Consider the following 25,077-nt stretch of genomic DNA (forward strand, 5'->3'; position numbering starts at 1 on the left):
TCTGTGTCGTGCTTGATATTTAGCACAAATAGCGCGCCTTGCATGCATTGCAAGGCGCGACACTGTGTCAATTATTCGTTGCCGGCGGATTTGTCGCCGGTACATCTTCCGCAGGCGTCTGCGCGGCTGCCGGTTCCTGCGGTTTTCCGAGGATACGGGCGCGGATCTGCGGCTCGATATCGTCAGGCAGAACCGCTTCCAGCTTGCCCACCAGCCCGTCGAGGAAAGGCTTGGACTTGGCCTGGGTTACCCATTGTGGCTGCGTCTTCACATCCACCAGCCAGTTCCAGAAGGCAACCGCGACGACCAGCAAGAGAATGCCGCGCGCTGCGCCGAACAGGAAACCCAGCGTGCGATCCAGCGCACCGATGCGGCTGTCGATGATGAAATCGGCAATGCGCGAGGTGATGAAGGAAATGACGACAAGGGAGATGAGGAAGACGACGCCTGCCGAACCGGCGATGGCGATCTTGTCGTCATCGGTATAGTTGCGTGCATAGGGCAGCAGGATCGGGAAAAGATAATAGGCGGCGGCGACCGAACCGGCCCAGCTCGCGATGGACAGAATCTCGCGGGAAAAACCGCGCACCATCGCGAGAATGGCGGAGAAAAGAACAACGGCGATGACGATGCCGTCGAAAATTGTAATGGGCATATACCAACTCCGGAGGTGCGACGCCCTGTCAGGCGCTGCCTTGCCAATTGTGCGATCCTCTTACACCACTGTTTCCCTTGGCGAAAGGATCAATCTTAGTCGTCCTCAACCTGTTTGAACCGGTTGCCGGAACCGGCGATGCGCGCCACGAGGTCCGGCAGGCTTTCTATTTCCGTCCAGCGCCCCTTGCCCGCTTTCGGCAATTCAGCCGAAGCAGACGGCAGAAGTGCGGCGGAGAAACCGAGTTTTTCAGCTTCTTTCAAACGCTGGCCCGTATGCGAGACGGGCCGTACCGCGCCCGACAGGCTGATCTCGCCGAAATAGACGCAATCGGCGGGCAGGGCAAGACCGGCAAGCGAGGAAACCAGCGCAGAGGCTATCGCCATATCCGCAGCCGGTTCGGAAATGCGGTATCCGCCGGCGACGTTCAGATAAACGTCGTGCTGACCGAGCTTCACGCCGCAATGGGCTTCCAGCACGGCAAGGATCATGGCGAGCCGCGAACTGTCCCAGCCGACCACGGCGCGGCGCGGCGTGCCGAGCGAGGTGGCCGCGACCAGCGCCTGCACCTCGACCAGAATGGGACGGGTGCCCTCCATGCCGGCAAAGACCGCGGCACCGGGAGATTTCTCGTTGCGCTCGCCAAGGAACAGTTCGGACGGGTTTGAGACCTCGCGCAATCCGCGATCGGACATTTCAAACACGCCGATCTCGTCCGTCGGCCCGAAGCGGTTCTTGACGGTGCGCAGAATGCGGTAATGGTGGCCGCGGTCGCCTTCGAAATAAAGCACAGCGTCGACCATGTGCTCCACCACGCGCGGACCGGCGATCTGGCCTTCCTTGGTCACATGGCCCACCAGAACCATGGTCGCGCCCGTCTGCTTGGCGTAACGGATCATTGCCTGCACGCCGGTGCGCACTTGCGTTACCGTGCCGGGAGCGGAATCGGCCGTGTCGCTCCATAGCGTCTGGATGGAATCGATGATGACGAGATCGGGGCGTTTGCCCTCGGAAATCGTCGCCAGAATATCCTCGACATTGGTTTCTGCCGCCAGCAGCACGTCGGTTTCCGCCGCACCCAGCCGCTGGGCGCGCAGACGCACCTGCGCTACCGCTTCTTCGCCAGAAACATAGATGACGCGATGTCCGCGCCGCGAAAGGGCAGCTGCCGCCTGCATCAGCAGGGTCGATTTGCCGATGCCGGGATCGCCGCCGATCAACACCGCCGAACCGCGCACGAAACCGCCACCGGTTGCCCGGTCCAGTTCACTGATGCCGGTCGGAATGCGCGGCGCCTCCTCGATCTCGCCCGAAAGCGCCGTGAGCGCGACCGCCCGGCCCTTTTTCGGCGTCTTGCCGGGGCCGGAGCCGATGCCGCCCATCGGGTCTTCTTCGACGATGGTATTCCACTCGCCGCAGCCTTCGCATTTTCCCGCCCAGCGGGTATGAACCGTGCCGCAGTTCTGGCACACGAATTGGGTCTTGGCTTTGGCCATCTATGTCAGTTTTCTTCTTGTTTGAAATCTTTGGCGGAATTGTCCTGGTGGCCGTGCAGCAAGCGCAGAACGGTTAGATCGGCCTCGTCAACACGAAAGAAGATGACGCGCCCACGATAGGCAATACTGCGAAGCCCGGCCCATGGTCTTCGGCAAGATCGCGCCTTGCCCGCGTGGTCCAGATTGGGGTCCGGATTTTAATGACAGGTCCCCGTTTTTTGCTGCACGGAAACGCGTTTGATATCGCTCAGGAAGTCGTCTTGTGAGGCATAGCGGTGAACCCGGCCGGCGTCCGCATCGCTATAGACACCCGCAGCCACCTGCTCTTCGATGAACCTTTCGTCCTGCTCGCTCAAATGGATTTCGGGCATTTCGATCTCCTTTTGTTCTCTTTTAGCACAGGTCGCTTCCGCTTTCCAAGAGCTAAAGACGTGGTTCAGTCGTCAGCCATCAGATATTGGCGCTCGTAGCGCAAACCAAGCCCCGTCAGCATTTCGTAACCGATGGAGCCGGCGGCGCGCGCCACCTCATCGAGCGGCACTTTCGGGCCGAAAAGCTCGATATAATCACCGGTGCGGACGGCATTTGCCGGTATGTCCGTGATGTCGAAAATGGTGAGATCCATGGTTACACGACCGGCGACCGGCGCCTTGTGGCCGTTGACTATTCCGTAAGCACCGCCATGGCCCATTTCGCGCAATGGAATGCCGGAACCGGAAAGCGACCGCTGGTATCCGTCCGCGTAACCAACGGAAGCGATGGCAAGGCGGCTTGCCCGTTTCAGCAAATAGGTGCCGCCATAGCTGACTGTCTGGCCTTCGCCGGCCTCGCGAATCTGGATGATCCGCGCTTCGGCCTTTGCGACGGGCCGCATCGGGTTTGCCACATCGTTGATTGCCTCGCCGCCGTAAAGGGCAATGCCGGGGCGGGTGAGATCGAAATGATAATCCGGCCCCAGAAAGATTCCGGCAGAGGCGGAAAGGCTTGATTCGATTCCTTCGAAAGCGGCGCTAACCTTGCGGAATGATTCGAGCTGGACCTTATTCATGGGCGAAGACGGCGTGTCGGCACAGGCGAGGTGGGAGAGCACCAGAACCGGATCAAAACTCGCAGGCCGCGTCACGTCGTCTGCCAGAAACAGCGCGTCGTCCAGCGGCAGGCCAAGCCGGTTGAAGCCGGTATCCACATGCAGCGCGCAGGGGTGTTCGCCGCGTTCGGCAACCGTCGCCATCCAGAAGGAGAGCTGTTCCTCCGAGGCCAGAACCGGCACGAGATCATTGTCGAAGACCTGACGCTCCTGGCCCTGCCAGATGCCTGACAGCACGAAGATGCGCGCTTCCGGTGCATAGGATCGCAAGGTCGCACCTTCGGACACCGTTGCCACGAAGAAGTCGCGTGCGCCGGCATGGTAGAGCGTCGCGCCGCAATCCTCGATACCGAGCCCGTAGGCATCTGCTTTCACGACAGCCGCCGTCCGCGCCTTGCCGGACCGCTTTTTCATGTCGCGCCAATTGTCGGCAAGCGCGCCGAGATCGACGGTCAGCCTCAGCGGCGCATGTTCGAAAGCGTCGGTTTCGTGTTCTGGAAATGTGTCTTCGAAGTCGTCTGTCATGCCATGCGTCCGGTTGATTTGGAACCGGTTCGGACCCTAGCACTTTTGTTCAAGACGGTAATGACCGATTGGTTTAAAGTCGTTCTATGCACAATGTTTCGCAGGAACAGGCCATAGACGTCATGCCGGTTGCAGCGACGGAAACGACGCGTTTCTGGCGCGACCCGCGTTTTGGCGGCATGGAATGTCTGAGCGCGACGTTCCTGACACATGAATATTCTCCGCACGCGCATGATACCTTCTCGATCGGCGCGATCGAAAGCGGCTCGCAGATTTCCACCATTCAGGGCACCAGGGAACAGACCGGGCCCGGGCATCTCTATCTCATCAATCCGGACGAGATTCACGATGGTGCGCCGGGTGGCGGCGGTTATCGTTATCGGATGATCTATCCCGACGCAGCGCTGCTGCGTGATATCATCGAGGATGTGACGGGCAGGGCTTTCCACGGAATGCCGTCCTTTCCAAGGTTTCTGCCGCGTGATCCGCAGATGGCCGCTGCTTTTCAGATGGCGCATCGCAGGCTGGAGGCCAAGTCCGGCGCTCTTGAGGCAGATGAGGGCATGTTCTCGGTTCTGGCGGCACTGTTCGGCAGGCATGGCAGCGCCATTATCCTGGCCGTTGAAACCCGCGAGAAGACGGCGGTCCATACCGCCCGCGACTATCTCTCCGATAATTACGAGACCGATATCGGCCTTGAGGAATTGGCGTCCATCGCGGGTCTCAGCCGCGCGCATCTCATCCGGGCCTTCCGCAAGGAGTTCCACATCACCCCGCATGCCTATCTGACGGATGTGCGCATAAGGCGCGCGCGCCGTCTTCTGCGTTCCGGCGAAATGCCGGCCGAGGTGGCTGCGCTGTGCGGTTTTGCCGATCAGGCGCATTTTACGCGGCATTTCAAGGCGCGCACCGGCATCACGCCGGGACAATTCCGGACGGCGTGATTTTGGTGGCCATTCCGAAGTGCAACGTCACTTTCATTCAAGACTGGAAAAACTTGCAGGCGTAATCGCATGTCTCTGAAAAGGAGAATGCAATGTCCGTACTGGAAAAACGTGCAGAGCTTGGCGCAGGCCTGAGAGCTGCGGCACCCCTGCTGGTCGCCATGGTGCCGATCGGCGCCGTGTTCGGTGCAGTCGCGGTCGGCAAGGGATTGTCGCCGCTGGAAGCCTCGCTGATGTCGATTCTCGTCTTTGCAGGTGGCTCGCAATTCGTCGCCATGGATCTGTGGACGCATCCGGCAAGCTGGAGCGCGCTCGGTTTTGCCGCGCTGCTGGTCAATCTTCGCCATGTGCTGATGAGTGCTTCCATCGCTGGCAAGCTCGATGATTTTACCGGCTGGCGAAAATATGCGGCCATGCTGGTGCTGACGGACGAATCCTGGGCGCTATCGGAATTCAGGGCAGTTGCCGGCAGGCTGACGGCCGCATTTTTCACCGGCGCTGCGCTGTCAATCTACCTCGTGTGGAACATCGCCACGCTCACGGGCGCACTTTTAGGCTCGGTGATGGGCGACATGACGGTCATCGGTCTGGACTTCGCTTTTCCGGCCGTGTTCATCGTGCTGCTGATGGGGTTCTGGAAGGGCAGGGAGACGGGCCTTGTGCTGCTGGCAAGCGCTGCCGCCGCCTTTGTCACGCACGCGCTGGTCCCAGGCGCCTGGTACATAGCCGCCGGTGCGCTTGCGGGGCTTTCCGTCGCAGCCTTCGGCCGCGAGGACGAGGTGGAGCAGCCTGCATGACGCTTGATACGAACACCCTGCTGGCGATCCTCGCCATGATGGCGGCCACCGTCGCTACGCGTCTTGGGGGTCTGCTGCTGGTCAACCATTTCACCCTGACGCCGCGTCTGAAAAAAGCGCTCGGCGTGGTTCCGCCTGCGGTCTTGATGGCTGTGGTGACGCCAACGGCATTCTCAAGCGGAATGGCGGAAACAATCGCCTGCGCGGTGACGGCAGTCGCGGCACTCTGCCTCAGCCTGCTGCCAGCCGCAACGCTCGGCGTCGTCACCGTGGCGCTTTTGCGCGGAATCGGATTGTGAGGCAATCCCGCCAAAGTTCTGAAAAGATTCCCCAGTTTCGATTTAGAGCAGGCAGGGCGAAACGCTGAACCGGTTTCGCCCTCGGTTCAGATCAATGCTCTTCGTACTGGCTGAAGCTCGGGTCGGCCAGATCCGCAAAGCGGGTGAATTCGGACTGGAAGGCGAGTTTCACCGTGCCGGTGGGTCCATGACGCTGTTTGGCGATGATGACGTCGGCGGTGCCTTTCACCTTGTCGAACAGGGCCTCCCACTCGGCATATTTCGGATCGGAAATATCGCGCGGCTCCATGTTCTTGACGTAATACTCCTCACGGAACACGAACAGCACCACGTCGGCGTCCTGCTCGATCGAGCCCGATTCACGCAGGTCGGAAAGCTGCGGGCGCTTGTCTTCACGGCTTTCCACCGCACGGGAGAGCTGTGAAAGCGCGATGATGGGAACGTTGAGTTCCTTGCCGAGCGCCTTAAGGCCCGTGGTGATCTGGGTGATTTCCTGCACGCGGTTCTCACCGCTCTTGCCGGCGCCGGTCATCAGCTGAATATAGTCGACCACCAGAACGTCAAGACCACGCTGGCGCTTCAGTCGACGGGCACGGGCGGAAAGCTGGGCGATGGAGATACCACCGGTCTGGTCGATGTAAAGCGGCACCTTCTGCATCATCTGGGAGCAGGCGACGAGCTTCTCGAAATCGGCCTCGGTAATGTCACCGCGGCGGATTTTCGAGGAAGACACTTCCGTCTGCTCTGAAATGATACGGGTTGCCAGCTGTTCGGACGACATTTCGAGCGAGTAGAAGCCGACGACGCCGCCGTTTTTCGCCTTGAACGAACCATCAGGCTGTACTTCCTGATCGTAGGTCGCGGCGATGTTATAGGCGATGTTGGTGGCAAGCGAGGTCTTGCCCATACCCGGACGACCGGCAAGTACGATAAGGTCGGAACGCTGCAGGCCGCCCATGCGGGCGTCGAGCGAGTGGATGCCGGTGGAAATGCCGGAAAGATTGCCGTCACGCTCGAAGGCGGCGCCCGCCATGTCGATCGCCAGCGCCACGGCGTCGTTGAAAGACTGGAAGCCGCCATCGTAGCGACCGGTTTCCGCCAGTTCGAACAGGCGGCGCTCGGTGTCTTCGATCTGCGCTTGCGGCGGCATGTCCAGCGGCGCATCATAGGCGATGTTGACGACATCCTCGCCGATCTGGATCAGCGCGCGGCGCAGCGCCAGATCGTAAATCGCCCGGCCGTAATCTTCCGCATTGATGATCGAAACGGCTTCTGCCGCCAGACGCGCCAGATATTGCGCCACCGTCAGGTCGCCGACCTTGTCGTCTGCGGGCAGGAAGGTCTTGATGGTCACCGGATTTGCGGTCTTGCCCATGCGGATGATGTCGCCCGCCACTTCGAAAATCTTGCGGTGCAGCGGTTCGTAAAGATGCACGGGCTTCAAGAAGTCCGACACGCGGTAATAGGCGTCGTTGTTAACGAGGATGGCGCCCAGCAGCGCCTGTTCGGCCTCGATATTGTTCGGCGCCTCGCGGTAATGCGGTTCCGCCGGTTGCGCGGGGGTGATCTTTCTCACAGCGTCGTTCATGGTTTGCACGATCTCCCTTTGCCTTGCCACTACACTTCGGGTTTGGCTTCCTTGGCCATGGCAGTCAATGATATTGTTGCAACACTCTATGGCAGCCTGACGTCCTGTCTGCGAAGCTGGATCACATCTTCACTTGTCCCCAGCAATCCACAGGCGGGTGGGGACAAGGGGCGGGAAATTCCCGGCAACGTGATTCGCTGCCATGAGTTTATCGCATGGCAGACCCGACGTGAAAGAAACTTGAAAATCGGCAGGCTTCCAAATAAATAGGCAGAAAATAAGTAGTGTGCTAATTATAAGGCTTGCTGACATGTCCCGCGAAACCGACAAGGAACAGCTTCTGGACGAGGTGTCCGCCTTCACCCGCAAGCTGCGCGCATTTTTTGACGCGCGGGTAGGGGAAAGCGGCCTGACTTTGGCGCGTGCGCGTGCGCTTTTCGCGCTGTCGCGACGCGGGCCGCTGACCCAGACGGAGCTTGCAGAGGAAATGGAAATCGAAACGCCGACGCTGGTGCGCGTGCTTGACGGCATGGAGAAACAGAACCTCATCGAGCGACGCTCCGACGAAACCGACCGCCGCGCCAAACGCATCCACATGACGGAGGAGGGCGAGAAAACCTCCGAAACGGTGCAGGCGGTGGCAAAATCGCTCCGTTCTGAAATCGCCGCCGATGTTTCCTCGCAGGATCTGGCGATGGCGCTGGATGTCATGCGCAGGCTTTCGGCCAATCTGCAAAATCTGGCAAGCGGGAGGGCGCTATCGTGAGTACCGTGGTGCCGCAAACGGCAGACGAGAACGCCTCTGAAAATGCCGACGTGACGGTAAAGCCGGCGAGCGCACCGGAATCTGCTGCTGCGGCCGCCGCGCCGCAACCGGTGGAGCGGCCAGTGTGGCTGCGGCTGTGTTTCATCTTCGCGGGCCTGGCGTTCTTCATCACCCAAGGGTTGGGCATGAACCTCGTCATGGCCAATCTATACCAGTTGCAGGGCGAATTTTCCGCCACGGTGGCCGAGGTCGCCTGGCTCTCCGCCGCCTATATGGCCCCCTATGCCACGTTTTCCATCGCGCTGTTCAAGGTGCGAACGCAATATGGCCTGCGTCCCTTTGCCGAACTTTCGATCATCGTCTTCGTGGTTGCCTCCTGCCTCAACCTGTTCGTGACAGATTTGCATTCGGCGATCGTCATCCGCTTCCTCAGCGGCATGGCGGCGGCACCTCTTTCTTCGCTCGGCTTTCTCTACATTCTGGAGGCCTTTCCGCCGGCGCGGAAATTCTCGCTGGGCTTCAGCATCGCGCTCACCGGAACCTTGCTGTCTGCACCGCTCGCGCGCATCGTCTCGCCTTCCTTGCTGCAAATCGGCGGCTGGAATGCCCTCTACACGATGGAAATGGGCTTCGCGCTGATCTCGCTCGCCTTGATCTACCTGTTGAAAGTCACGCCGCCGCCGCGGGCGAAAGTCATCGAGCGCACGGATATTCTGAGCTACCTTCTGTTTGCGGGTGGCCTTGGCTGTCTTGCGGTCATGCTCACGCTTGGCCGGTTTTACTGGTGGTTCGAAACATGGTGGCTGGGCGTGCTTCTGGCCACGTCGATCACGCTTCTCACGCTGATGGTCGTCATCGAGTTGCCGCGCAAGAACCCGCTGCTTGACCTGCGCTGGATTTTTTCGAAAACCAACCTGCATGTCATAGCGGTCCTGCTCATCTACCGTGCAGTTTCCTCCGAGCAATCCTCTACGGCGGTGAGTTTCTACCAGCAGCTTGGCCTTTTGAACGACCAGACGATCACGCTTTATGCTCTGGTGCTTTTGGCGACGGTTCTCGGCGGTGCCGCCTGTGCCTGGCTGATGCTGACGAAATATGTCGATACCGCTCATGTGATTGCGCTTACCCTGATTGCGGCCGGCGCTTTTCTGGACAGCCAGTCCAACAACCTGACGCGGCCAGCGCAGATGTATCTGAGCCAGATGATGATCGCCTTCGGTGCGGCCATGTTCCTGCCGCCCGTTATGGCAAAGGGGTTCGCTGCCGCACTTGCGCGCGGAGCGCCCTATCTGGTGAATTTCATCACCATCTTCCTGTTCACCCAGATCACCGGATCGATGTTGATGACCGGGCTGCTCGGCAGTTTCGTGACGCTGCGCGAAAAATTCCATTCCAATATTCTGGTGGAAAATATCCTGCTCACCAACCCATTGGTCGCCCAGCGCGTGTCGCAGCTTTCCGGCGCCTACAGCCACGTCATCACCGATCCGGCGCTGCTGAAGGCCGAGGGGCTTTCCCTCCTTGGCCAGCAGGTTACCAAGGAAGCCTATGTGCTCGCCTATAACGATACGTTCCTGTTGATTTCCACCGTTGCGGCGCTGGCGCTCATGGCGCTTTTGCTCCACCTTGCATGGCTGCGCATCCGTCCCCGCTTTTTCCGGGACAATGTCGATGCCGCGCCGGCGCCACAGTCTTGAACCTCCAAGAGTGATAATATGCTGAAGAAGATTTTTACCCCCGTTTCCATTCTCGTTCTGCTCGGTGGCCTCGCCGGCGTCGCGCTGGTGCTCTATGCATGGCGCCTGCCGCCATTCCTTTCCACCGTCGAAATGACCGACAACGCCTTCGTGCGTGGTTACGTGACGACGATGAGCCCGCAGGTGAGCGGTTATGTCGTGGATGTGCCGGTGAAGGACTATCAGGAGGTCAAACAGGGTACGTTGCTGGCGAAGATCGACGACCGCATCTACCGCCAGAAGCAGGCGCAGGCGGGAGCCGCGCTGGATACGCAAAAAGCGGCACTGGACAATTCCCGCCAGCAGGAAAACGCCGCCAACGCCAATATCCGTTCCAGCGAGGCGGCGGTCGATAGCGCGCAGGCATCTCTGAAACAGGCGCAACTGGCATCAGACCGTCAGGACAACCTCATCAAAAGCGGTGCCGGCACCTCCAGCCTGCAGGAAGAGGCGCATGCCGCGCTTGAAAAGGCGAGGGCATCGCTCTCGCAGGCGAAAGCGGCACTTGAGGTCTCGCGGCAGGATTTGCAGACGATCATCGTTAACCGCAGTTCCCTGCAGGCCGCTGTCGCCAATGCCGAGGCTGCGGTCGAACTCGCCAGGATCGATCTCGACAATACCGAAATTCACGCGCCGGTGGACGGCAGGCTCGGCGAAATCGGCGTGCGCACCGGTCAGTATGTGACAGCCGGAACGCAGTTGATGGCGGTTGTGCCGCATGATGTCTGGGTCATCGCCAATTTCAAGGAAACCCAGCTCGCGGGCATGCAGGTCGGCCAGCCGGTGACGATCTCGGTGGATGCCCTGCATCGCCGCAAGCTCAACGGCCGCGTCGAGCGGTTCTCGCCCGCCACGGGATCGGAATTCGCTGTCATCAAGCCCGACAATGCCACCGGCAATTTCGTGAAGATCGCCCAGCGTCTCGGCGTGCGTATCGCAATCGACGCCGATCAGCCGCTGGCAGCGGATCTGTCGCCGGGCATGTCGGTGGTCGTGCATGTGGACAAGAGCGTGGCGCCTGAGGGGGCGGAGACGGCGGCGAGGTAGTCTGGCTATTGGAGTATGCCGAGAGGCGCCCCCTCTGTCCTCCCGGACATCTCCCCCACAAGGGTGGAGATCGAATTGTGGCTTGCGCTCGACAACCTCAACGTTGCGGCTATTAGCGATGTGGGATCGCCCTGCTGATCTCCCTCCTTGTGGGGGAGATGCCCGGCAGGGCAGAGGGGGGGTAACCTCTCCGCACACTCCAGTCACAAAACCAAAAAAACCCCGGATGTCGCCATCCGGGGTTTTCCTTATGACCACAAGGCCAAATCTTATTCGTCGTCGTCGTTGCCGTCAGCTTCCGGATCGAAGAAGTCTTCCGGACGCAGGGCGTCTTCGTCAACGCCGTAGATGGCGTCGGCGGAGGTGAGGCTTTCGCCCTTGGACTGACGCTCGGCTTCTTCGGCAGAACGGGCAACGTTCAGCTCGACCTGAAGCTCGACTTCGGCGTGCAGGTGCAGGGTAACGTTGTGCAGGCCGATGGTCTTGATCGGCGTGTTCAGTTCAACCTGGTTGCGGCCGATGTTGAAGCCTTCGGCGCCGAGGATTTCAACGACGTCGCGAGCAGCAACAGAACCGTAAAGCTGACCGGTTTCGCCAGCCGAGCGAACGACGATGAAGGACTTGCCTTCGAGTGCTTCGGCAACCTTCTGGGCTTCCGACTTGCGCTCCAGGTTACGGGCTTCAAGCGTTGCGCGCTCGGTTTCGAAACGGGTCTTGTTGGCGGCGTTGGCGCGCAGCGCCTTGCCCTGCGGCAGCAGGAAGTTACGTGCGTAACCGTCGCGAACCTTTACGGTTTCGCCCATCTGGCCGAGCTTGTTGATGCGTTCGAGAAGAATAACGTCCATCTTCTTGATCCTTTCTATGTGTTGGTTTCGTTCGTATTGTCAGTTTTCCGCGTTGGGGTGAGGGAGATCGTGCTGCGCACGTCGCTCAATCCCAAAACGAGAATGATAAGCAGCGGGAAGACAAAGACCGCCGAGAGATAGGCGAGGATGAGAACCGGCAGACGCCAGTCCTTTCCACGCGCGCGTTTGTGCAGCGAGGCGTAACCTGCCATCAGGAAGCCCGCGCCGAAGGTGCCACAGACGACTGCGCCGACCATCGCGGCGACGCCACCGAAGAACATGGCGACGATGCCGCAGAGAAAAACGAAGATGGCGTTGCGGTGCATGCGCAGTGCGGAAGGAATGTCCTCGCGTGGGCGAAGACCCTTGCCGAAGGAACCGACCAGCCGGGCCGCGAAATAATAGGCAGCAAACAAAAGGATGACCCACAGGCCGCCCTGAACGATCGGCAGCATCAGAACCAGCAGCGACTTCGTCTGCGCCAGTGCCTCGACATTGGGTTCGAACAGCGGTTCGCGGCTCTGCACGGAGGTCATCATCAGATCGACCATGCGCGCGACGAGATCGGGACCGTAACCGATCATCCAGCCGAGAATGACGACGGCAACCGAAACCAGAAGGCAGAGATGCAGGACGATGCCGGACAGCGGATACCAGGCAAGCAGGTCATCCGGGCCGCCGAGTTCCGAGGCCGGGCGCGCCAGATTGGCAAGATGCGAAAGCCAGCCCGCCGGGATCAGCGTGAAGATCGCAATGGTCAGCGAGAAAAGCGGCGATATGACGAGCGCGCCGATGATAGCCGTGGTGATGATCGCAACGACGGCTGCGCGGTTGCCCCAGCCCATGCCGGCGATGAAGATGGGCATGGCGGAACCGGCGTAAAGCAGGAAGGAAAAGGACGACTGTGCCGTTGCGCCAAGCGTTAGAAACGCGGCGCATATGCCGGCGAGAACGCCGGTGATCAGCACTGTCTGGTTCGACTTTTGCACTTCGCTGTCCTGCTGGAAACTTGAGCAGTTAGAGGACCGGTCCAATCAGGATCGTCGTCCCCAACATGGGTTTTATGGTATCGATCCGCGCCCAACGCGGAAGGATTTGAACTCGCAACCTACTTATTAAAAGTCAGTTGCATCGTGGAAGACGAGGCCGCGCCAAAGCGCGGCCTCGTTTCAAATCATTACGCTACGACGTAAGGCAGCAGGCCGAGGAAACGGGCGCGCTTGATCGCCTGGGCGAGTTCGCGCTGCTTCTTCTGGGAAACGGCCGTGATGCGGGAAGGAACGATCTTGCCGCGCTCGGAAATGTAGCGCTGCAGGAGACGAACGTCCTTGTAGTCGATCTTCGGAGCGTTTGCGCCGGAGAAGGGGCACGTCTTGCGACGGCGGTGGAACGGGCGGCGTGCCTGGGAAGAGGATGTATCAGCCATTGGTCAATTCTCCTTATGCACGGTCTTCGCGCGGACGGCGCGGACGGTCTTCGCGGTCGCCGAAGCCACCTTCGCGCGGTGCGCGGGGACCACGATCTTCACGTGGGCCACGATCCGGACGGTCGCCATCGCGGCGCGGACGGTCGTCACGGTCGCGCTTCTGCATCATCGCGGACGGGCCTTCTTCGTGGGCTTCGACGGCGATGGTCATGTAGCGAAGAACGTCTTCGTTGATGCGCATCTGGCGCTCGATTTCGTGGATCGCAGGCGCCGGAGCGTCGATGTCCATGAGAGCGTAGTGAGCCTTGCGGTTCTTCTTGATGCGGTAGGTGAGGGACTTCAGACCCCAGTTCTCGACGCGTCCGACTTTACCGCCGAACGATTCGATAACGCCCTTGTACTGCTCGACAAGTGCGTCGACCTGCTGGGCAGAAATATCCTGCCGGGCAAGGAAGATGTGTTCGTAAAGAGCCATTTAAGCTTTGCCTTTCTTGCGTTTCGTCCTTCACCCGGCAACGGCGCTAAGCCTCAACGACTGCTCCTGGTTAGGCTGCGAAGCCTTAAAGCAAGAAAAGCGTTGTTCGAGACGGTCGAGAGCGGAGACACGGGAGGCCGGAAAAACCTTATGGTTCCTGCTGTTTCGTTACCGAAACCAGCCCTCCGTTCAGCCACCAGCCAATTGGACCGGGTGTTGTGAACAGCGCGCTTATACCCATTTTTGCCCGGAATGCAAGGACCGGAGGCGAAAAAGCGCGCTGCGCTGTCGTCAGATCGGCATCGGATATTGCCGATGGATCGCCGCAATACCCTTCAGCACCTCTTCCGATAGCGCCACATCGGCTGCTGCGATATCCACCTTCAGCTGCTCCATGGTCGTTGCGCCGATGATGGCGGAGGCCATGAAGGGGCGTGTCAGGCAGAAGGCGATGGCGAGCTGGGCCGGATCGAGGCCGTGTTGTGCGGCTAGCTCCAGATAGGCCTTGACCGGCGCTTCCTGATGCGGCTGCAGGCGACCGCCGAGGTCCTTGTTGATGGTGCCGCGCGAGCCCGCAGGGCGTGCGCCGTTCTGATACTTGCCGGTGAGCAGCCCCGCCGCCAGCGGCGAGTAGGCCAGCAGGCCGACATCTTCGTGATGGGCGACTTCCGCCATGTCGAGATCGAAGCTGCGATAAAGCAGGTTATATTCGTTCTGGATGGTTGCGACGCGCGGCAGGCCACGGGCCTCGGCAATATCGATATATTTCTGGGTACCCCAGGCGCTTTCGTTGGAAAGGCCGATAGCGCGGATCTTGCCGGCCTTTACCAGCTCGCCGAGGGTGTCGAGCTTTTCGGTGATCTCGGCAAGCGTGCGCTCCTTTTCCTGACCGGAAGCATCAAAGCTCCAGGTGCCGCGGAAGTGATAGGTGCCGCGGTTCGGCCAGTGGATCTGATAGAGGTCGATGTAATCCGTTTTCAGGCGCGTGAGGCTGGTATCTACTGCCTCGCGGATGGCGCTCGCATCGATATCGCGCCCGCCGCGAATATAGTCACGCCCGGAACCGGCGACCTTGGTGGCGAGCGCGACCTGGTCACGCTTGCCGGTCTTTTCGAACCATGTGCCGATATAGTCTTCCGTCCGTCCCTGCGTTTCGGCGGAAACGGGGGTGGTGGGGTAAAGCTCGGCCGTATCGAAGAAATTGACGCCGTTCTCCAGCGCGTAATCCATCTGCGCATGCGCTTCGGCTTCAGTGTTCTGCGTGCCCCACGTCATTGTGCCAAGGCAAATTTCGGACACGGAAATGCCCGTGCGGCCCAATAGTCTCTGTTTCATGGAAATGTCCCGGTGCTTGGCCAGATATTTGAAAGGTGGCATGAAAGTAATGGGGAATTGCCGCAGTGCAAGAAAAAATATGATGAAAAGAAAGGGGAAAATAGATCGGCAAAACCGCGTCGATGGGGTGCCGAAGGGCTTCAAGCCTTGACTCCGCAGGCCGGAATGTGAATGGAAGTCGAAAAGAATAAAGGCAAGGCCAGACAAGAAGGACCACATCCCATGGGTATTGCATTCACATTTCCCGGTCAGGGAAGCCAGGCCATCGGCATGGGCAAGGAACTCGCCGATACCTATCCGGAAGCACGGGCTGTGTTCCAGGAGGTTGATGACGCGCTCGGCCAGAAGCTTTCCGACATCATGTGGAATGGCCCGGAAGAAACGCTGACGCTGACGGCCAACGCCCAGCCGGCGCTTATGGCGGTGTCCATGGCGGTCATGCGGGTTCTGGAAGCGCGGGGTCTGAAGCTCTCCGACGCCGTCTCTTATGTCGCTGGCCATTCGCTCGGTGAATATTCCGCGCTCTGTGCTGCCGGCACCTTCTCGGTTGCCGATACCGCACGGCTTCTCCGCATCCGCGGCAATGCCATGCAGGCTGCCGTGCCGGTGGGCGAGGGCGCGATGGCAGCGATCATCGGGCTGGAGCACGATGCTGTTTCGGCAATCTGTGAAGAGGCTGCCATTCTCGGCGTCTGCCAGATCGCCAACGACAATGGCGGCGGCCAGCTGGTCATTTCCGGCGGCAAGGCGGCTGTCGAGAAGGCGGCTGCGATCGCTTCCGAAAAGGGCGCCAAGCGCGCCATCATGCTGCCTGTTTCCGCGCCCTTCCATTCCGCGCTGATGGCGCCGGCGGCGGAAGCCATGCGCGAGGCGCTGGCGGCTGTCGAAAAGAATAATCCGGTCGTGCCTGTTATCGCCAATGTGCGTGCCGCCCCCGTTTCCGACGCCAATGAGATCGCCGCTTTGCTGGTCGAACAGGTGACGGGCCAGGTGCGCTGGCGCGAGACGGTGGAATGGTTCGCCGCCAACAATGTGACGCAGCTTTACGAGATCGGCTCGGGCAAGGTGCTGACGGGTCTTGCCCGTCGCATCGACAAGACGGTGAACGGCGTTGCCGTCAACGGCGCTGCCGATATCGACCAGCTTCTCGCCACTCTTATCGGCTGAGACGGGCTTCGCCCCGCATCGGCTTTTTGTTTTACGGTAATTCCCGATGCAATTCCGCTAAAAGGCTTTTGCGGAATTGCTCTAAAGAAGGAACGGAACATGTTTGATCTGACAGGCCGCAAGGCTCTCGTAACCGGCGCGACCGGCGGCATTGGCGAGGAAATCGCCCGCCTTCTGCACAGCCAGGGCGCAACCGTCGGCCTGCACGGCACGCGCGTTGAAAAGCTCGAAGCCCTGGCGGCGGAACTTGGCGACCGCGTCAAGATTTTCCCGGCCAACCTTGCCGATCGTGCCGAGGTCAAGGCGCTGGGCGAAAAGGCCGAGGCCGAGCTGGAAGGCGTCGACATTCTTGTCAACAATGCCGGGATTACCAAGGACGGCCTGTTCGTGCGTATGAGCGACGAGGACTGGGACAACGTCATCGAGGTGAACCTGACCGCGATGTTCCGCCTGACGCGTGAACTGACGCATCCGATGATGCGCCGCCGTTTCGGCCGCATTATCAACATCACCTCCATCGTCGGCGTCACCGGCAATCCCGGTCAGGTGAACTACTGCGCCTCCAAGGCCGGCATGATCGGTTTTTCGAAGTCGCTTGCACAGGAAATCGCCACCCGCAACGTCACCGTCAACTGCGTAGCACCTGGATTCATCGAAAGCGCGATGACCGGCAAGCTGAACGACAAGCAGAAAGACGCCATCATGGGTGCCATTCCCATGAAGCGCATGGGGACGGGCGCCGAAGTCGCTTCGGCCGTACTTTATCTGGCTTCCAATGAAGCTGCCTACATGACCGGCCAGACCTTGCACGTCAATGGCGGCATGGCGATGATCTGACGCCACCTGAAAGGCGTCTTGAAACGATTGCGGCGCTGTTTCTGCACCTTGTTTGGTGTCGGGCGCCGCAAGACCCTCCATGCCGGTTTCCGGCGAAATTGCCTGTCATACGTTGTGCTTAGCGCGTTTTCAGGCTTTTCGACCGGTTGAAACCGTGTTAATCGGGCCAAGACTGTGAACAGTCGTCCCGGAGAGACAGGAAGCCGTTGCGATTTTGCGCGACGATGTCTAGCTTGGACCGGGTTGAACGGGTTTGCCAGCAGTGCCGGATTTGAACGGCGCATGAGGGCTTCTAACAGGGCAGGGTGCCGTAAGGCATTCCCTTCAAAATAAAGGTCGAGGAAACCGACATGAGCGATATCGCAGAACGCGTAAAGAAAATTGTAATTGATCATCTGGGCGTCGACGCCGACAAAGTTGTTGAAGGCGCAAGCTTCATTGACGATCTGGGCGCTGATTCGCTCGATACCGTTGAACTGGTCATGGCTTTCGAAGAAGAATTCGGCGTCGAGATCCCAGACGACGCAGCTGACTCGATCCTGACTGTTGGCGACGCTGTCAAGTTCATCGAGAAGGCCCAGGCCTGATCGACCTGTATTGGGGAGGAGTAACAACCTCCCGTCTTGGCCCGGCTTGTCCGGGCCAATATTTTATCGTGAAACAGAACGCGCCTGAAAGACGTGCGTCCTGACGAATGCATAAGTTTCCGAACCGGCTCCGGCCTGCGGAAGATTATGCGGACATTCAAAATGGTGCAGCGCCTGTTCCCGCCATTCCATGGTGTGTGGCGTTGCAAAAAGACCGATGATTTGGATAAGGGCGGAGCGTTGGCGATGAGGCGTGTCGTTATCACCGGTACCGGCATGGTATCTCCTCTTGGATGCGGAACGGAAATCACCTGGGAACGGCTGCTTGCCGGCCAGAACGGTGCCCGTCTCGTGACTGAGTTCGAAGTCGAAGACTTGCCCGCAAAGATTGCCTGTCGCATTCCCGTCGGCGATGGCTCCAACGGCACGTTCAATGCCGATGACTGGATGGAACTCAAAGAGCAGCGCAAGATCGATCCGTTCATCCTTTTCGGTGTGGCCGCTGCCGACATGGCGCTTGCGGACGCCGGCTGGCATCCCGAAACGGACGAAGACCAGATCGCCACGGGCGTTCTGATCGGCTCCGGCATCGGCGGTCTGGAAGGTATTGTCGAGGCGGGTTATACGCTGCGCGACAAGGGCCCCCGCCGCATTTCTCCATTTTTCATTCCCGGCCGTCTGATCAACCTGGTTTCCGGCCACGTCTCAATCCGTCACAAGCTGCGCGGGCCGAACCACGCCGTAGTGACGGCTTGCTCGACCGGTGCGCATGCCATCGGCGATGCTGCCCGGATGATTGCGTTCGGCGATGCCGAGGTCATGGTCGCAGGTGGCGCCGAATCACCGGTCTGCCGCATCGCGCTTGCCGGCTTTGCCGCCTGCAAGGCGCTTTCCACCCAGCATAACGACGATCCGCAGAAGGCATCCCGTCCCTATGACCGCGACCGTGACGGTTTCGTCATGGGCGAAGGTGCCGGCATCGTCGTTCTGGAAGAGCTGGAACATGCCAAAGCCCGCGGCGCAAAGATTTATGCCGAAGTCGTCGGTTACGGCCTTTCCGGTGATGCCTATCACATCACCGCACCGTCGGAAGATGGCGATGGCGCGTACCGCTGCATGGCGATGGCGCTGAAGCGCGCCGGCCTCACGCCTGACGATATCGACTACATCAACGCCCACGGCACCTCCACCATGGCCGATACGATCGAGCTTGGCGCGGTCGAGCGGCTGGTTGGTGACGCGGCGTCGAAGATTTCCATGTCTTCCACGAAGTCGGCCACAGGCCATCTTCTCGGAGCAGCTGGCGCTATCGAGGCGATTTTCGCCACACTTGCGATCCGCGACAATATCGTTCCGCCGACGCTGAACCTCGACAATCCCGACGTGGAGACGAAGATCGATCTGGTGCCGCACAAGGCGCGCAAGAGGCAGGTCAACGTCGCCTTGTCAAACTCCTTCGGGTTTGGCGGCACCAACGCTTCCCTCGTACTGCGTCGCTACGAAGCATAAATCACGACGAAAGCCCGGCGCCGCAAACCGCCTAAAGCGGTGCGGCTCCCTCCCGCCGGGTGGCTGAGAGCGCTCTTCTTTGAAGAACGCATTGCGGCTTGCGAAAGCCATTTCGATTTTCGCGCCGATATTGTAGTCGTTTACGGAAGACGGTTTGCCGGTTTCGGAATGATTTCCTGCTGCGGGTGAATTTCCCGCCGCAGATGGCTTTCCTTGACCGGCTTTGCCGGAAACGACGATTCGTGAAGGAGGACAATGAGGTCTTCACGATGTCTCTATGTGGTGCAGGAAGGCATTCCGAACCTGTTTTTGCCGCATTACCTGCGCAAAAAAGCGCTGACAACGCCGAACTGAAAAGGACCGACGGTGAGCGACACGAACCAGAACAGCCAGGGACCATACGGACGAGACGGCGCGGGTGAGGGCAATCGCGGCCCGATCATCCCGAAATCCCCGACCGAAGCGCTTCGGCCGGAAAAAGTGCCGGCTCCACCGAAGCGCTCCCGCAAGGCCCATGGCCAGCTGGTGATCTTCCTGAATTTTCTGATGACGCTTGCGGTTGCCGTCTGTGTGCTTGCTGTTGCAGCCTTCTATTACATGATCAATGCGTTCCAGGAGCCCGGTCCGCTTCAGACGAACACACATTTCACGGTTCGCAACGGCGCAGGCCTCATCGAGATCGCCAATAATCTTGAGCGCAATGACGTCGTATCCAATGCCCGTGTCTTCCGCCTGATGACAGGCAGCTACCTGCAAAAGGACCAGACGCTGAAGGCGGGCGAATACGAAATCAAGGCCGGCGCATCGATGAAGGATATCATGATGCTCTTGGAGTCGGGCAAATCGATCCTTTATTCCGTATCGTTGCCGGAAGGTCTGACCGTCAAGCAGATGTTCGCGCGGCTTGCCGCCGACGAGGTGCTGGATGGCGAATTGCCCGCCACCCTGCCGCCGGAAGGCAGCCTTCGCCCCGATACCTATCGCTTTACCCGTGGTACGAAGCGTGAGGAAATCATCAACCAGATGAGTGCGGCGCAGGAGAAGCTGATCGACATGATCTGGGAACGTCGTGACCCCGACCTGCCGATCAAGACGGTCGAGGAATTCGTAACGCTCGCGTCGATCGTGGAGAAGGAAACCGGCAAGGACGACGAGCGCGCCCATGTCGCTTCGGTGTTCTACAACCGGCTGAAGAAGGGCATGCGCCTGCAATCCGACCCGACGATCATCTACGGTCTCTTCGGCGGCGACGGCAAACCGTCCGACCGTCCGATCTACCAGTCGGACCTGCAAAAGCAGACGCCCTTCAACACCTATGTCATCAAAGGCCTGCCACCGTCTCCCATCGCCAATCCGGGCCGGGCCGCACTCGAGGCGGTTGCCAACCCGTGGCGCACCGATGACATCTACTTTGTTGCCGATGGCACCGGCGGCCATGTGTTTGCAAAGACGCTGGACGAACATAACGCCAATGTGCGCCGCTGGCGCAAGATCGAGGCCGAAAAAGCGGCTTCCGGCGCCAATCCCGATGTTGTCGTGGATGGTCAGCCCGGCGGCACCGAGGCGGAAAAACCGGCCAATAACTGATAGTTCTGACCGGGCCTTGTCATCGCAAGGCCCGGTTTTTTGCACGGCATGATGGGGGCTTTCTGAATATGACATTGCAATCGATGACCGGGTTCGCGCGCAGCGAAGGAACCTCCGGCCGTTACCGCTGGGCGTGGGAATTGCGCTCGGTGAACGGCAAGGGGCTCGATGTGCGCCTGCGCCTGCCAAACGGTCTGGAGGCGCTGGAAACGGGCCTGCGGGAAATCGCGGCACAGCATCTTTCCCGCGGCAATATTCAGGCCGGATTGACGCTGGCGATTGCGGAAAACCGGCTGGAAGCGGTGATCAACCGCGATGCTCTTGCCGCAGTTCTCGCTCTCAAGGAAGAACTGGGCGACGTCGTCGACGACAAGCCGCTGAGCTTCGATACGCTACTGTCGCTGCGCGGGCTCGTCGATTTTCGCGAGGCGGAAGATGACGCCGAGGCGCAGGCCGCGCGCAACGCCGACGTGCTTGCGGGCTTTGCCGCCGCCGTCGAGAAGCTGAAGGACATGCGCGAGCGGGAAGGGGCGTCCCTGTTTGCCATCCTGTCCGGGCAGATCGACAGGATCGAGCAACTCGTGAACCTCATCGAAAACGATCCTTCCCGCCAGCCGGAACAGATCGCTGCAAGGCTTGCCCAGCAGATTGCCCTTATTGGCGATGGCATGCACGGGCTCGATCGCGACCGTCTGCACGCCGAGGCCGCACTGATCGCTACCAAGGCGGATCTGCGCGAAGAGGTCGACCGGCTACATGCACATGTCCAGGCATCGCGCGAACTTTTGGCTCATGGCGGGCCAGTTGGCCGCAAGCTCGATTTTCTTGCACAGGAATTTAACCGCGAGTCGAATACAATCTGTTCCAAATCGAACGCCAGTGCGGTAACCGCAGCAGGCATAGAGCTGAAAGTGGTTATCGACCAGTTCCGCGAGCAGGTCCAAAATCTGGAGTAGACCCATGGTTCCGGTGAACAATTCCCCTGTTACGATTGCCCGCAGAGGGCTGATGCTGGTGATTTCATCGCCATCGGGCGCTGGTAAATCCACGATAGCGCGCAACCTGCTCGACAAGGACAAGAACATCAGCCTGTCCGTCAGCGTGACGACGCGCCCGCGCCGCCAGAGCGAGATTGAAGGCATCCACTACCACTTCATCTCCAAGCGCGACTTCGAGCGCCTGCGTGACAGCGATGAGCTTCTGGAATGGGCCGAGGTTCACGGCAATTTTTACGGCACGCCGCGCGAGCCGGTGGAAGTGGCGATGGCGGCCGGACGCGACATGCTGTTCGACATCGACTGGCAGGGCGCCGAACAGCTTCAGGACAAGATGAAGGCCGACGTCGTGTCGATCTTCATCCTGCCGCCAACCATGACCGAGCTGCAATCGCGCCTGCACCGCCGCGCCGAAGACACCGAAGCGGTGATCCAGACCCGGCTTCTCAATTCCCGTGCCGAGATCGAGCACTGGCGCGATTACGACTACGTCATCCTCAACGACGACCTGCAGGCGGCCTTCGAGGCCGTAGAAGCGATAGTCAAGGCCGAACGTGTGCGCCGCGACCGCCGCCACGGCATGTTCGATTTCGTGCGCGGACTGCTTGCGGAAGAACCGCAGCTCTGATTTGGCAGTTAAAGCGGCGTGTTATCTCTGATGCTGCCGTAGCCATTGCCGGGACAGGCGCTCGTCTGCCGCGTCTGTTGCCCAGCCGTGGCCTGTGTCGAGTGTCTCCAGTACCACATCCGCGCCCGCAGTCGAAAATTGATCGGCCAAATGGGGCGCATCATCGCGATGCCGCCGCTCATCATGTGCACCTGCCAGCAGGAGCGCAGGATATCCGGTGAGCTTCGGAAGATGCTCGTTATTGCGGGGGGATAGTGGCCGAAGCAGAATGGCACCACTCGACAGATGACGATTCTGGCAGATTGTTTCAGCCGCGATGATCGCACCGTTTGAATATCCCGCGAGAAAGGGTCTTTGCCCCGTCTGCTGAAATACGAATTCGATAAACCGGCAAAGTCCGGCGGCTTGATGTTTCAGGTCGTCGATATCGAGTTGTCTATCGGGCTTTCTGCGAAAAAACGCAAAGCCATTTTCCCATGGCACAATGCCTCTCGGAGCATACAGAATGCCGTTGGGAAAAACGGTACGGCCAAACGAAGCGAGATCTTCCTCCGTTCTTCCCGAACCGTGTAGTAACACGACCGCGCAATCAGGCGATCCGACGGGCATGTGGAGCTTGTAGTGAAAACCGGCACTCTCCACGCGCTTGTCCTCTAATTCTGTCACCCGCGTTAGAAGTGCCGAAACGTCGCCTTCAATTAGAGGCAGTTCGCTAGCGTCACAAATTCCTCGACCGACAGCGTTTCGGCCCGTCGTGTCGCGTCGATGCCTGCCTTTTCCAGCAGAACTTCACCGCCAAGGCTTTTCACGCTCTGGCGCAGCATCTTGCGGCGTTGGCCGAAATTCTGTCACCCGCGTTAGAAGTGCCGACACGTCGCCTTCAATTACAGGCAGTTCGCCAGCGTCACAAATTCCTCGACCGACAGCGTTTCAGCCCGCCGTGTCGCGTCAATGCCTGCCTTTTCCAGCAGAACTTCACCGCCAAGGCTTTTCAAGCTCTGGCGCAGCATCTTGCGGCGTTGGCCGAAGGCGGCTTCCGTTACCTTTTCGAGCTTCGCGACATCGCAGGGCAGCGGCTTTTCCTTTGGCAGCAGATGCACGACCGTCGAGGTAACCTTAGGCGGTGGGCTGAAGGCCTGCGGCGGGACGTCGAAGGCCATTTCCGAAACCGTGCGCCAGCCGGCGAGCACGCCAAGGCGGCCGTAATGGTTGTCGCCTTCTTCTGCCACGATGCGCTGGCCGACTTCCTTCTGGAACATCAGCGTCATGGAGAGCCAGAAAGGCGGCCATTCTTTCGGCAGCAGCCAGTTGACCAGCAATTGCGTGCCGACATTGTAAGGCAGGTTGGCAATGATCCGCACCGGTTCGCCAGCGGGAACCAAAGCCTCGAAATCGGTCTTCAGCGCATCACCCTCGATGACCTCAAGACGTCCGGGATAATGCGCTTCGATCTCCGCAAGTGCCGGCAGGCAGCGGCTGTCCCGCTCAATGGCGATAACCTTTTTGGCACCGAGCGATAGAATGGCGCGGGTGAGGCCACCAGGCCCGGGGCCAACCTCGATGACCGTCACGCCGTCAAGCGGCCCAGCGGTTCGGGCGATCTTCTGGGTGAGATTGAGATCGAACAGGAAGTTCTGCCCGAGCGACTTCTTAGCGTCTAGCCCATGGCGCTGAATGACATCGCGTAGCGGTGGCAATCCGTCAATCGCGGCCATTATGCGCCGACCCGGCTGCGAAGAGAAATCTCCGCCGCCATCTTCAGCGCTGCGACAAGGCTCGTTTCGCTGGCAATGCCCTGGCCGGCGATGCCGAAGGCGGTGCCGTGGTCGGGCGAGGTCCGGATGAAGGGCAGGCCGAGCGTGACATTGACGGAATCGTCAAAGCCAAGCGCCTTGGCCGGGATAAGGGCCTGATCGTGATACATGCAGACGGCGACATCATAGCGCCTGCGGGCGGCATCGTGGAACATCGTATCGGCGGGCAGGGGGCCGAAAGCGTCGATCCCGTCTTTCCGCAACCGTATGGTCGCAGGGTGAACCACATCGCGGTCCTCCGTGCCCAATGCCCCATCTTCACCCGCGTGCGGATTGAGACCGGCGACCGCCAGTCGTGGTGCTTCAATGCCGAATTTCTGCCGCAGATCAGCATCGATAATGCGGCAGGTCGTAACGATCAGCTCTTCCGTCAGCGCCGAAGGCACGTCTTTTACTGGGATATGGATCGTTACCGGCACGACGCGGACCTTGGGTCCGGCAATCATCATCACCGGCATCACCTGTTTGCCGGTCAGGCGCAAAGCCAGATCGGCGAGAAATTCCGTGTGACCGGGAAAACCGAAGCCTGCTTCGTAAAGCACGGATTTCGCAATCGGATTGGTGACGACGGCGGAAGCCTTGCCCTCGACCGTCAAGGCAACGGCGAGCTCGATCGCCTTGATCGTCGCATGAGCGGCTCCGACATGCGGCTGGCCGGCCTGAACCTCGAAACCGACGGGAAGAGGAAGAACGGGAAAAGCACGGTCGAACACGCCGACGGCATCCGCCGCTTCGCAGGTCTCGATATTGACCGGTATGCCAAGCAGCGCCGCACGGCTCGCCACCATATCGGGATCGCCGATGAAGATGAATGGCGCCACGCCGTTCTCCCGGCGGTTGGCCCAGGCGGCAATGGCGATATCAGGGCCGATACCGGCTGGATCTCCCTGTGTCAGGGCAAGCGGCAGGGATGCATGTGTCACGGAAAGGCC

Annotated in this window: 27 protein-coding genes and 1 pseudogene; 14 read left to right on the forward strand and 14 right to left on the reverse strand. The window is 60.0% G+C overall.

What is annotated here, in order from left to right:
• Positions 1-67: 67 nt before the first annotated feature.
• The 4 genes from ACZ5A6_RS03855 to alr all read right to left on the reverse strand — a co-directional run bounded on the left by ACZ5A6_RS03855 (position 68) and on the right by alr (position 3,763).
• The gene (locus ACZ5A6_RS03855) at positions 68-655 is read right to left on the reverse strand and encodes a CvpA family protein (RefSeq protein ID WP_003512345.1); all 588 of its coding nucleotides are present in this window, start codon (positions 653-655) and stop codon (positions 68-70) included.
• A gap of 95 nt (positions 656-750) precedes the next feature.
• Positions 751-2,151: a DNA repair protein RadA gene (gene radA, locus ACZ5A6_RS03860; protein ID WP_003512347.1), complete on the reverse strand. Its 1,401-nt coding sequence runs from the start codon at positions 2,149-2,151 to the stop codon at positions 751-753.
• Positions 2,152-2,348: 197 nt separating this feature from the next.
• Positions 2,349-2,522: a hypothetical protein gene (locus ACZ5A6_RS03865; RefSeq protein ID WP_174061495.1), complete on the reverse strand. Its 174-nt coding sequence runs from the start codon at positions 2,520-2,522 to the stop codon at positions 2,349-2,351.
• Between the two features lie 65 nt (positions 2,523-2,587).
• Positions 2,588-3,763, reverse strand: coding sequence for an alanine racemase (gene alr / locus ACZ5A6_RS03870; RefSeq protein WP_111783181.1), 1,176 nt, complete (start codon positions 3,761-3,763; stop codon positions 2,588-2,590).
• Positions 3,764-3,849: 86 nt separating this feature from the next.
• Between alr and ACZ5A6_RS03875 the strand changes: the two genes are divergently transcribed.
• The 3 genes from ACZ5A6_RS03875 to ACZ5A6_RS03885 all read left to right on the forward strand — a co-directional run bounded on the left by ACZ5A6_RS03875 (position 3,850) and on the right by ACZ5A6_RS03885 (position 5,803).
• Positions 3,850-4,707, forward strand: coding sequence for an AraC family transcriptional regulator (locus ACZ5A6_RS03875; protein ID WP_174061494.1), 858 nt, complete (start codon positions 3,850-3,852; stop codon positions 4,705-4,707).
• 92 nt (positions 4,708-4,799) lie between these two features.
• Positions 4,800-5,504 (forward strand): AzlC family ABC transporter permease, encoded by a 705-nt coding sequence (locus tag ACZ5A6_RS03880; protein ID WP_003512355.1) that lies wholly within the window; start codon positions 4,800-4,802, stop codon positions 5,502-5,504.
• Positions 5,501-5,803, forward strand: coding sequence for an AzlD family protein (locus ACZ5A6_RS03885; RefSeq protein ID WP_111789328.1), 303 nt, complete (start codon positions 5,501-5,503; stop codon positions 5,801-5,803). Before ACZ5A6_RS03880 ends, ACZ5A6_RS03885 begins: the two co-directional genes overlap by 4 nt.
• Before the next feature lie 91 nt (positions 5,804-5,894).
• Here ACZ5A6_RS03885 and ACZ5A6_RS03890 read toward each other — a convergent pair whose 3' ends face one another.
• A complete protein-coding gene (locus ACZ5A6_RS03890; protein ID WP_003512358.1) occupies positions 5,895-7,391 on the reverse strand; it encodes a replicative DNA helicase in 1,497 nt (498 codons plus the stop codon).
• Between the two features lie 57 nt (positions 7,392-7,448).
• Here ACZ5A6_RS03890 and ACZ5A6_RS03895 point away from each other — a divergent pair, with 57 nt between their 5' ends.
• The 4 genes from ACZ5A6_RS03895 to ACZ5A6_RS03910 are packed head-to-tail and all read left to right on the forward strand — an operon-like array spanning position 7,449 to position 10,940.
• A complete protein-coding gene (locus ACZ5A6_RS03895; RefSeq protein ID WP_464111051.1) occupies positions 7,449-7,661 on the forward strand; it encodes a hypothetical protein in 213 nt (70 codons plus the stop codon).
• A 40-nt stretch (positions 7,662-7,701) separates the two neighbouring features.
• Complete coding sequence (locus tag ACZ5A6_RS03900; RefSeq protein ID WP_065688182.1) at positions 7,702-8,157, forward strand: MarR family winged helix-turn-helix transcriptional regulator; 456 nt, start codon at positions 7,702-7,704, stop codon at positions 8,155-8,157.
• Positions 8,154-9,854, forward strand: a complete 1,701-nt coding sequence (locus tag ACZ5A6_RS03905) for an MFS transporter (protein WP_019565390.1) — start codon at positions 8,154-8,156, stop codon at positions 9,852-9,854. The genes ACZ5A6_RS03900 and ACZ5A6_RS03905 overlap by 4 nt, the downstream gene beginning before the upstream one ends.
• An 18-nt stretch (positions 9,855-9,872) precedes the next feature.
• Positions 9,873-10,940 (forward strand): HlyD family secretion protein, encoded by a 1,068-nt coding sequence (locus ACZ5A6_RS03910; protein WP_003512361.1) that lies wholly within the window; start codon positions 9,873-9,875, stop codon positions 10,938-10,940.
• Positions 10,941-11,209: 269 nt separating this feature from the next.
• Here the strand turns inward: ACZ5A6_RS03910 and rplI are convergent, their stop codons facing one another.
• The 5 genes from rplI to ACZ5A6_RS03935 all read right to left on the reverse strand — a co-directional run bounded on the left by rplI (position 11,210) and on the right by ACZ5A6_RS03935 (position 15,021).
• Positions 11,210-11,785: a 50S ribosomal protein L9 gene (gene rplI, locus ACZ5A6_RS03915; protein ID WP_003512362.1), complete on the reverse strand. Its 576-nt coding sequence runs from the start codon at positions 11,783-11,785 to the stop codon at positions 11,210-11,212.
• Between the two features lie 14 nt (positions 11,786-11,799).
• A complete protein-coding gene (locus ACZ5A6_RS03920; protein ID WP_174061493.1) occupies positions 11,800-12,774 on the reverse strand; it encodes a YybS family protein in 975 nt (324 codons plus the stop codon).
• 188 nt (positions 12,775-12,962) lie between these two features.
• Positions 12,963-13,211: a 30S ribosomal protein S18 gene (rpsR, locus tag ACZ5A6_RS03925; RefSeq protein WP_003496832.1), complete on the reverse strand. Its 249-nt coding sequence runs from the start codon at positions 13,209-13,211 to the stop codon at positions 12,963-12,965.
• Positions 13,212-13,224: 13 nt separating this feature from the next.
• Complete coding sequence (gene rpsF, locus ACZ5A6_RS03930) at positions 13,225-13,686, reverse strand: 30S ribosomal protein S6 (RefSeq protein ID WP_003512373.1); 462 nt, start codon at positions 13,684-13,686, stop codon at positions 13,225-13,227.
• A gap of 291 nt (positions 13,687-13,977) precedes the next feature.
• Entirely contained in the window at positions 13,978-15,021 is a 1,044-nt protein-coding gene (locus ACZ5A6_RS03935) for an aldo/keto reductase (protein ID WP_174061492.1), read from the reverse strand.
• Positions 15,022-15,243: 222 nt separating this feature from the next.
• On the opposite strand from ACZ5A6_RS03935, the gene fabD reads away from it, so the two are divergent.
• The 7 genes from fabD to gmk all read left to right on the forward strand — a co-directional run bounded on the left by fabD (position 15,244) and on the right by gmk (position 22,331).
• Positions 15,244-16,188 carry an ACP S-malonyltransferase gene (gene fabD / locus ACZ5A6_RS03940; RefSeq protein ID WP_065661162.1) on the forward strand — a complete coding sequence of 315 codons (945 nt, stop codon included), beginning with the start codon at positions 15,244-15,246 and terminating at the stop codon, positions 16,186-16,188.
• A gap of 99 nt (positions 16,189-16,287) precedes the next feature.
• The gene (gene fabG, locus ACZ5A6_RS03945) at positions 16,288-17,025 is read left to right on the forward strand and encodes a 3-oxoacyl-[acyl-carrier-protein] reductase (protein ID WP_174061491.1); all 738 of its coding nucleotides are present in this window, start codon (positions 16,288-16,290) and stop codon (positions 17,023-17,025) included.
• A gap of 350 nt (positions 17,026-17,375) precedes the next feature.
• On the forward strand, positions 17,376-17,612 hold the full coding sequence (locus tag ACZ5A6_RS03950) for an acyl carrier protein (RefSeq protein ID WP_003502080.1): 237 nt from the start codon (positions 17,376-17,378) through the stop codon (positions 17,610-17,612).
• A 246-nt stretch (positions 17,613-17,858) separates the two neighbouring features.
• Positions 17,859-19,121: a beta-ketoacyl-ACP synthase II gene (gene fabF / locus ACZ5A6_RS03955; protein WP_026330798.1), complete on the forward strand. Its 1,263-nt coding sequence runs from the start codon at positions 17,859-17,861 to the stop codon at positions 19,119-19,121.
• 366 nt (positions 19,122-19,487) lie between these two features.
• Complete coding sequence (mltG, locus tag ACZ5A6_RS03960) at positions 19,488-20,708, forward strand: endolytic transglycosylase MltG (RefSeq protein WP_003512383.1); 1,221 nt, start codon at positions 19,488-19,490, stop codon at positions 20,706-20,708.
• A 68-nt stretch (positions 20,709-20,776) separates the two neighbouring features.
• A complete protein-coding gene (locus ACZ5A6_RS03965; RefSeq protein ID WP_003512385.1) occupies positions 20,777-21,664 on the forward strand; it encodes a YicC/YloC family endoribonuclease in 888 nt (295 codons plus the stop codon).
• 4 nt (positions 21,665-21,668) lie between these two features.
• Entirely contained in the window at positions 21,669-22,331 is a 663-nt protein-coding gene (gene gmk / locus ACZ5A6_RS03970; RefSeq protein ID WP_003512388.1) for a guanylate kinase, read from the forward strand.
• A gap of 21 nt (positions 22,332-22,352) precedes the next feature.
• Here the strand turns inward: gmk and ACZ5A6_RS03975 are convergent, their stop codons facing one another.
• From ACZ5A6_RS03975 to pdxA, 4 genes and pseudogenes are all read right to left on the reverse strand, one after another.
• A complete protein-coding gene (locus ACZ5A6_RS03975) occupies positions 22,353-22,973 on the reverse strand; it encodes an alpha/beta hydrolase (protein WP_112752900.1) in 621 nt (206 codons plus the stop codon).
• A gap of 56 nt (positions 22,974-23,029) precedes the next feature.
• A pseudogene (locus tag ACZ5A6_RS03980) lies at positions 23,030-23,173 on the reverse strand (16S rRNA (adenine(1518)-N(6)/adenine(1519)-N(6))-dimethyltransferase RsmA); the annotation flags it as partial.
• A 42-nt stretch (positions 23,174-23,215) separates the two neighbouring features.
• Positions 23,216-24,046 carry a 16S rRNA (adenine(1518)-N(6)/adenine(1519)-N(6))-dimethyltransferase RsmA gene (rsmA, locus tag ACZ5A6_RS03985; RefSeq protein WP_025592977.1) on the reverse strand — a complete coding sequence of 277 codons (831 nt, stop codon included), beginning with the start codon at positions 24,044-24,046 and terminating at the stop codon, positions 23,216-23,218.
• Positions 24,046-25,068, reverse strand: a complete 1,023-nt coding sequence (gene pdxA, locus ACZ5A6_RS03990; RefSeq protein WP_174061490.1) for a 4-hydroxythreonine-4-phosphate dehydrogenase PdxA — start codon at positions 25,066-25,068, stop codon at positions 24,046-24,048. Before pdxA ends, rsmA begins: the two co-directional genes overlap by 1 nt.
• Between the last annotated feature and the right edge of the window lie 9 nt (positions 25,069-25,077).

This window comes from Agrobacterium sp. 6Ca8, assembly GCF_055382765.1.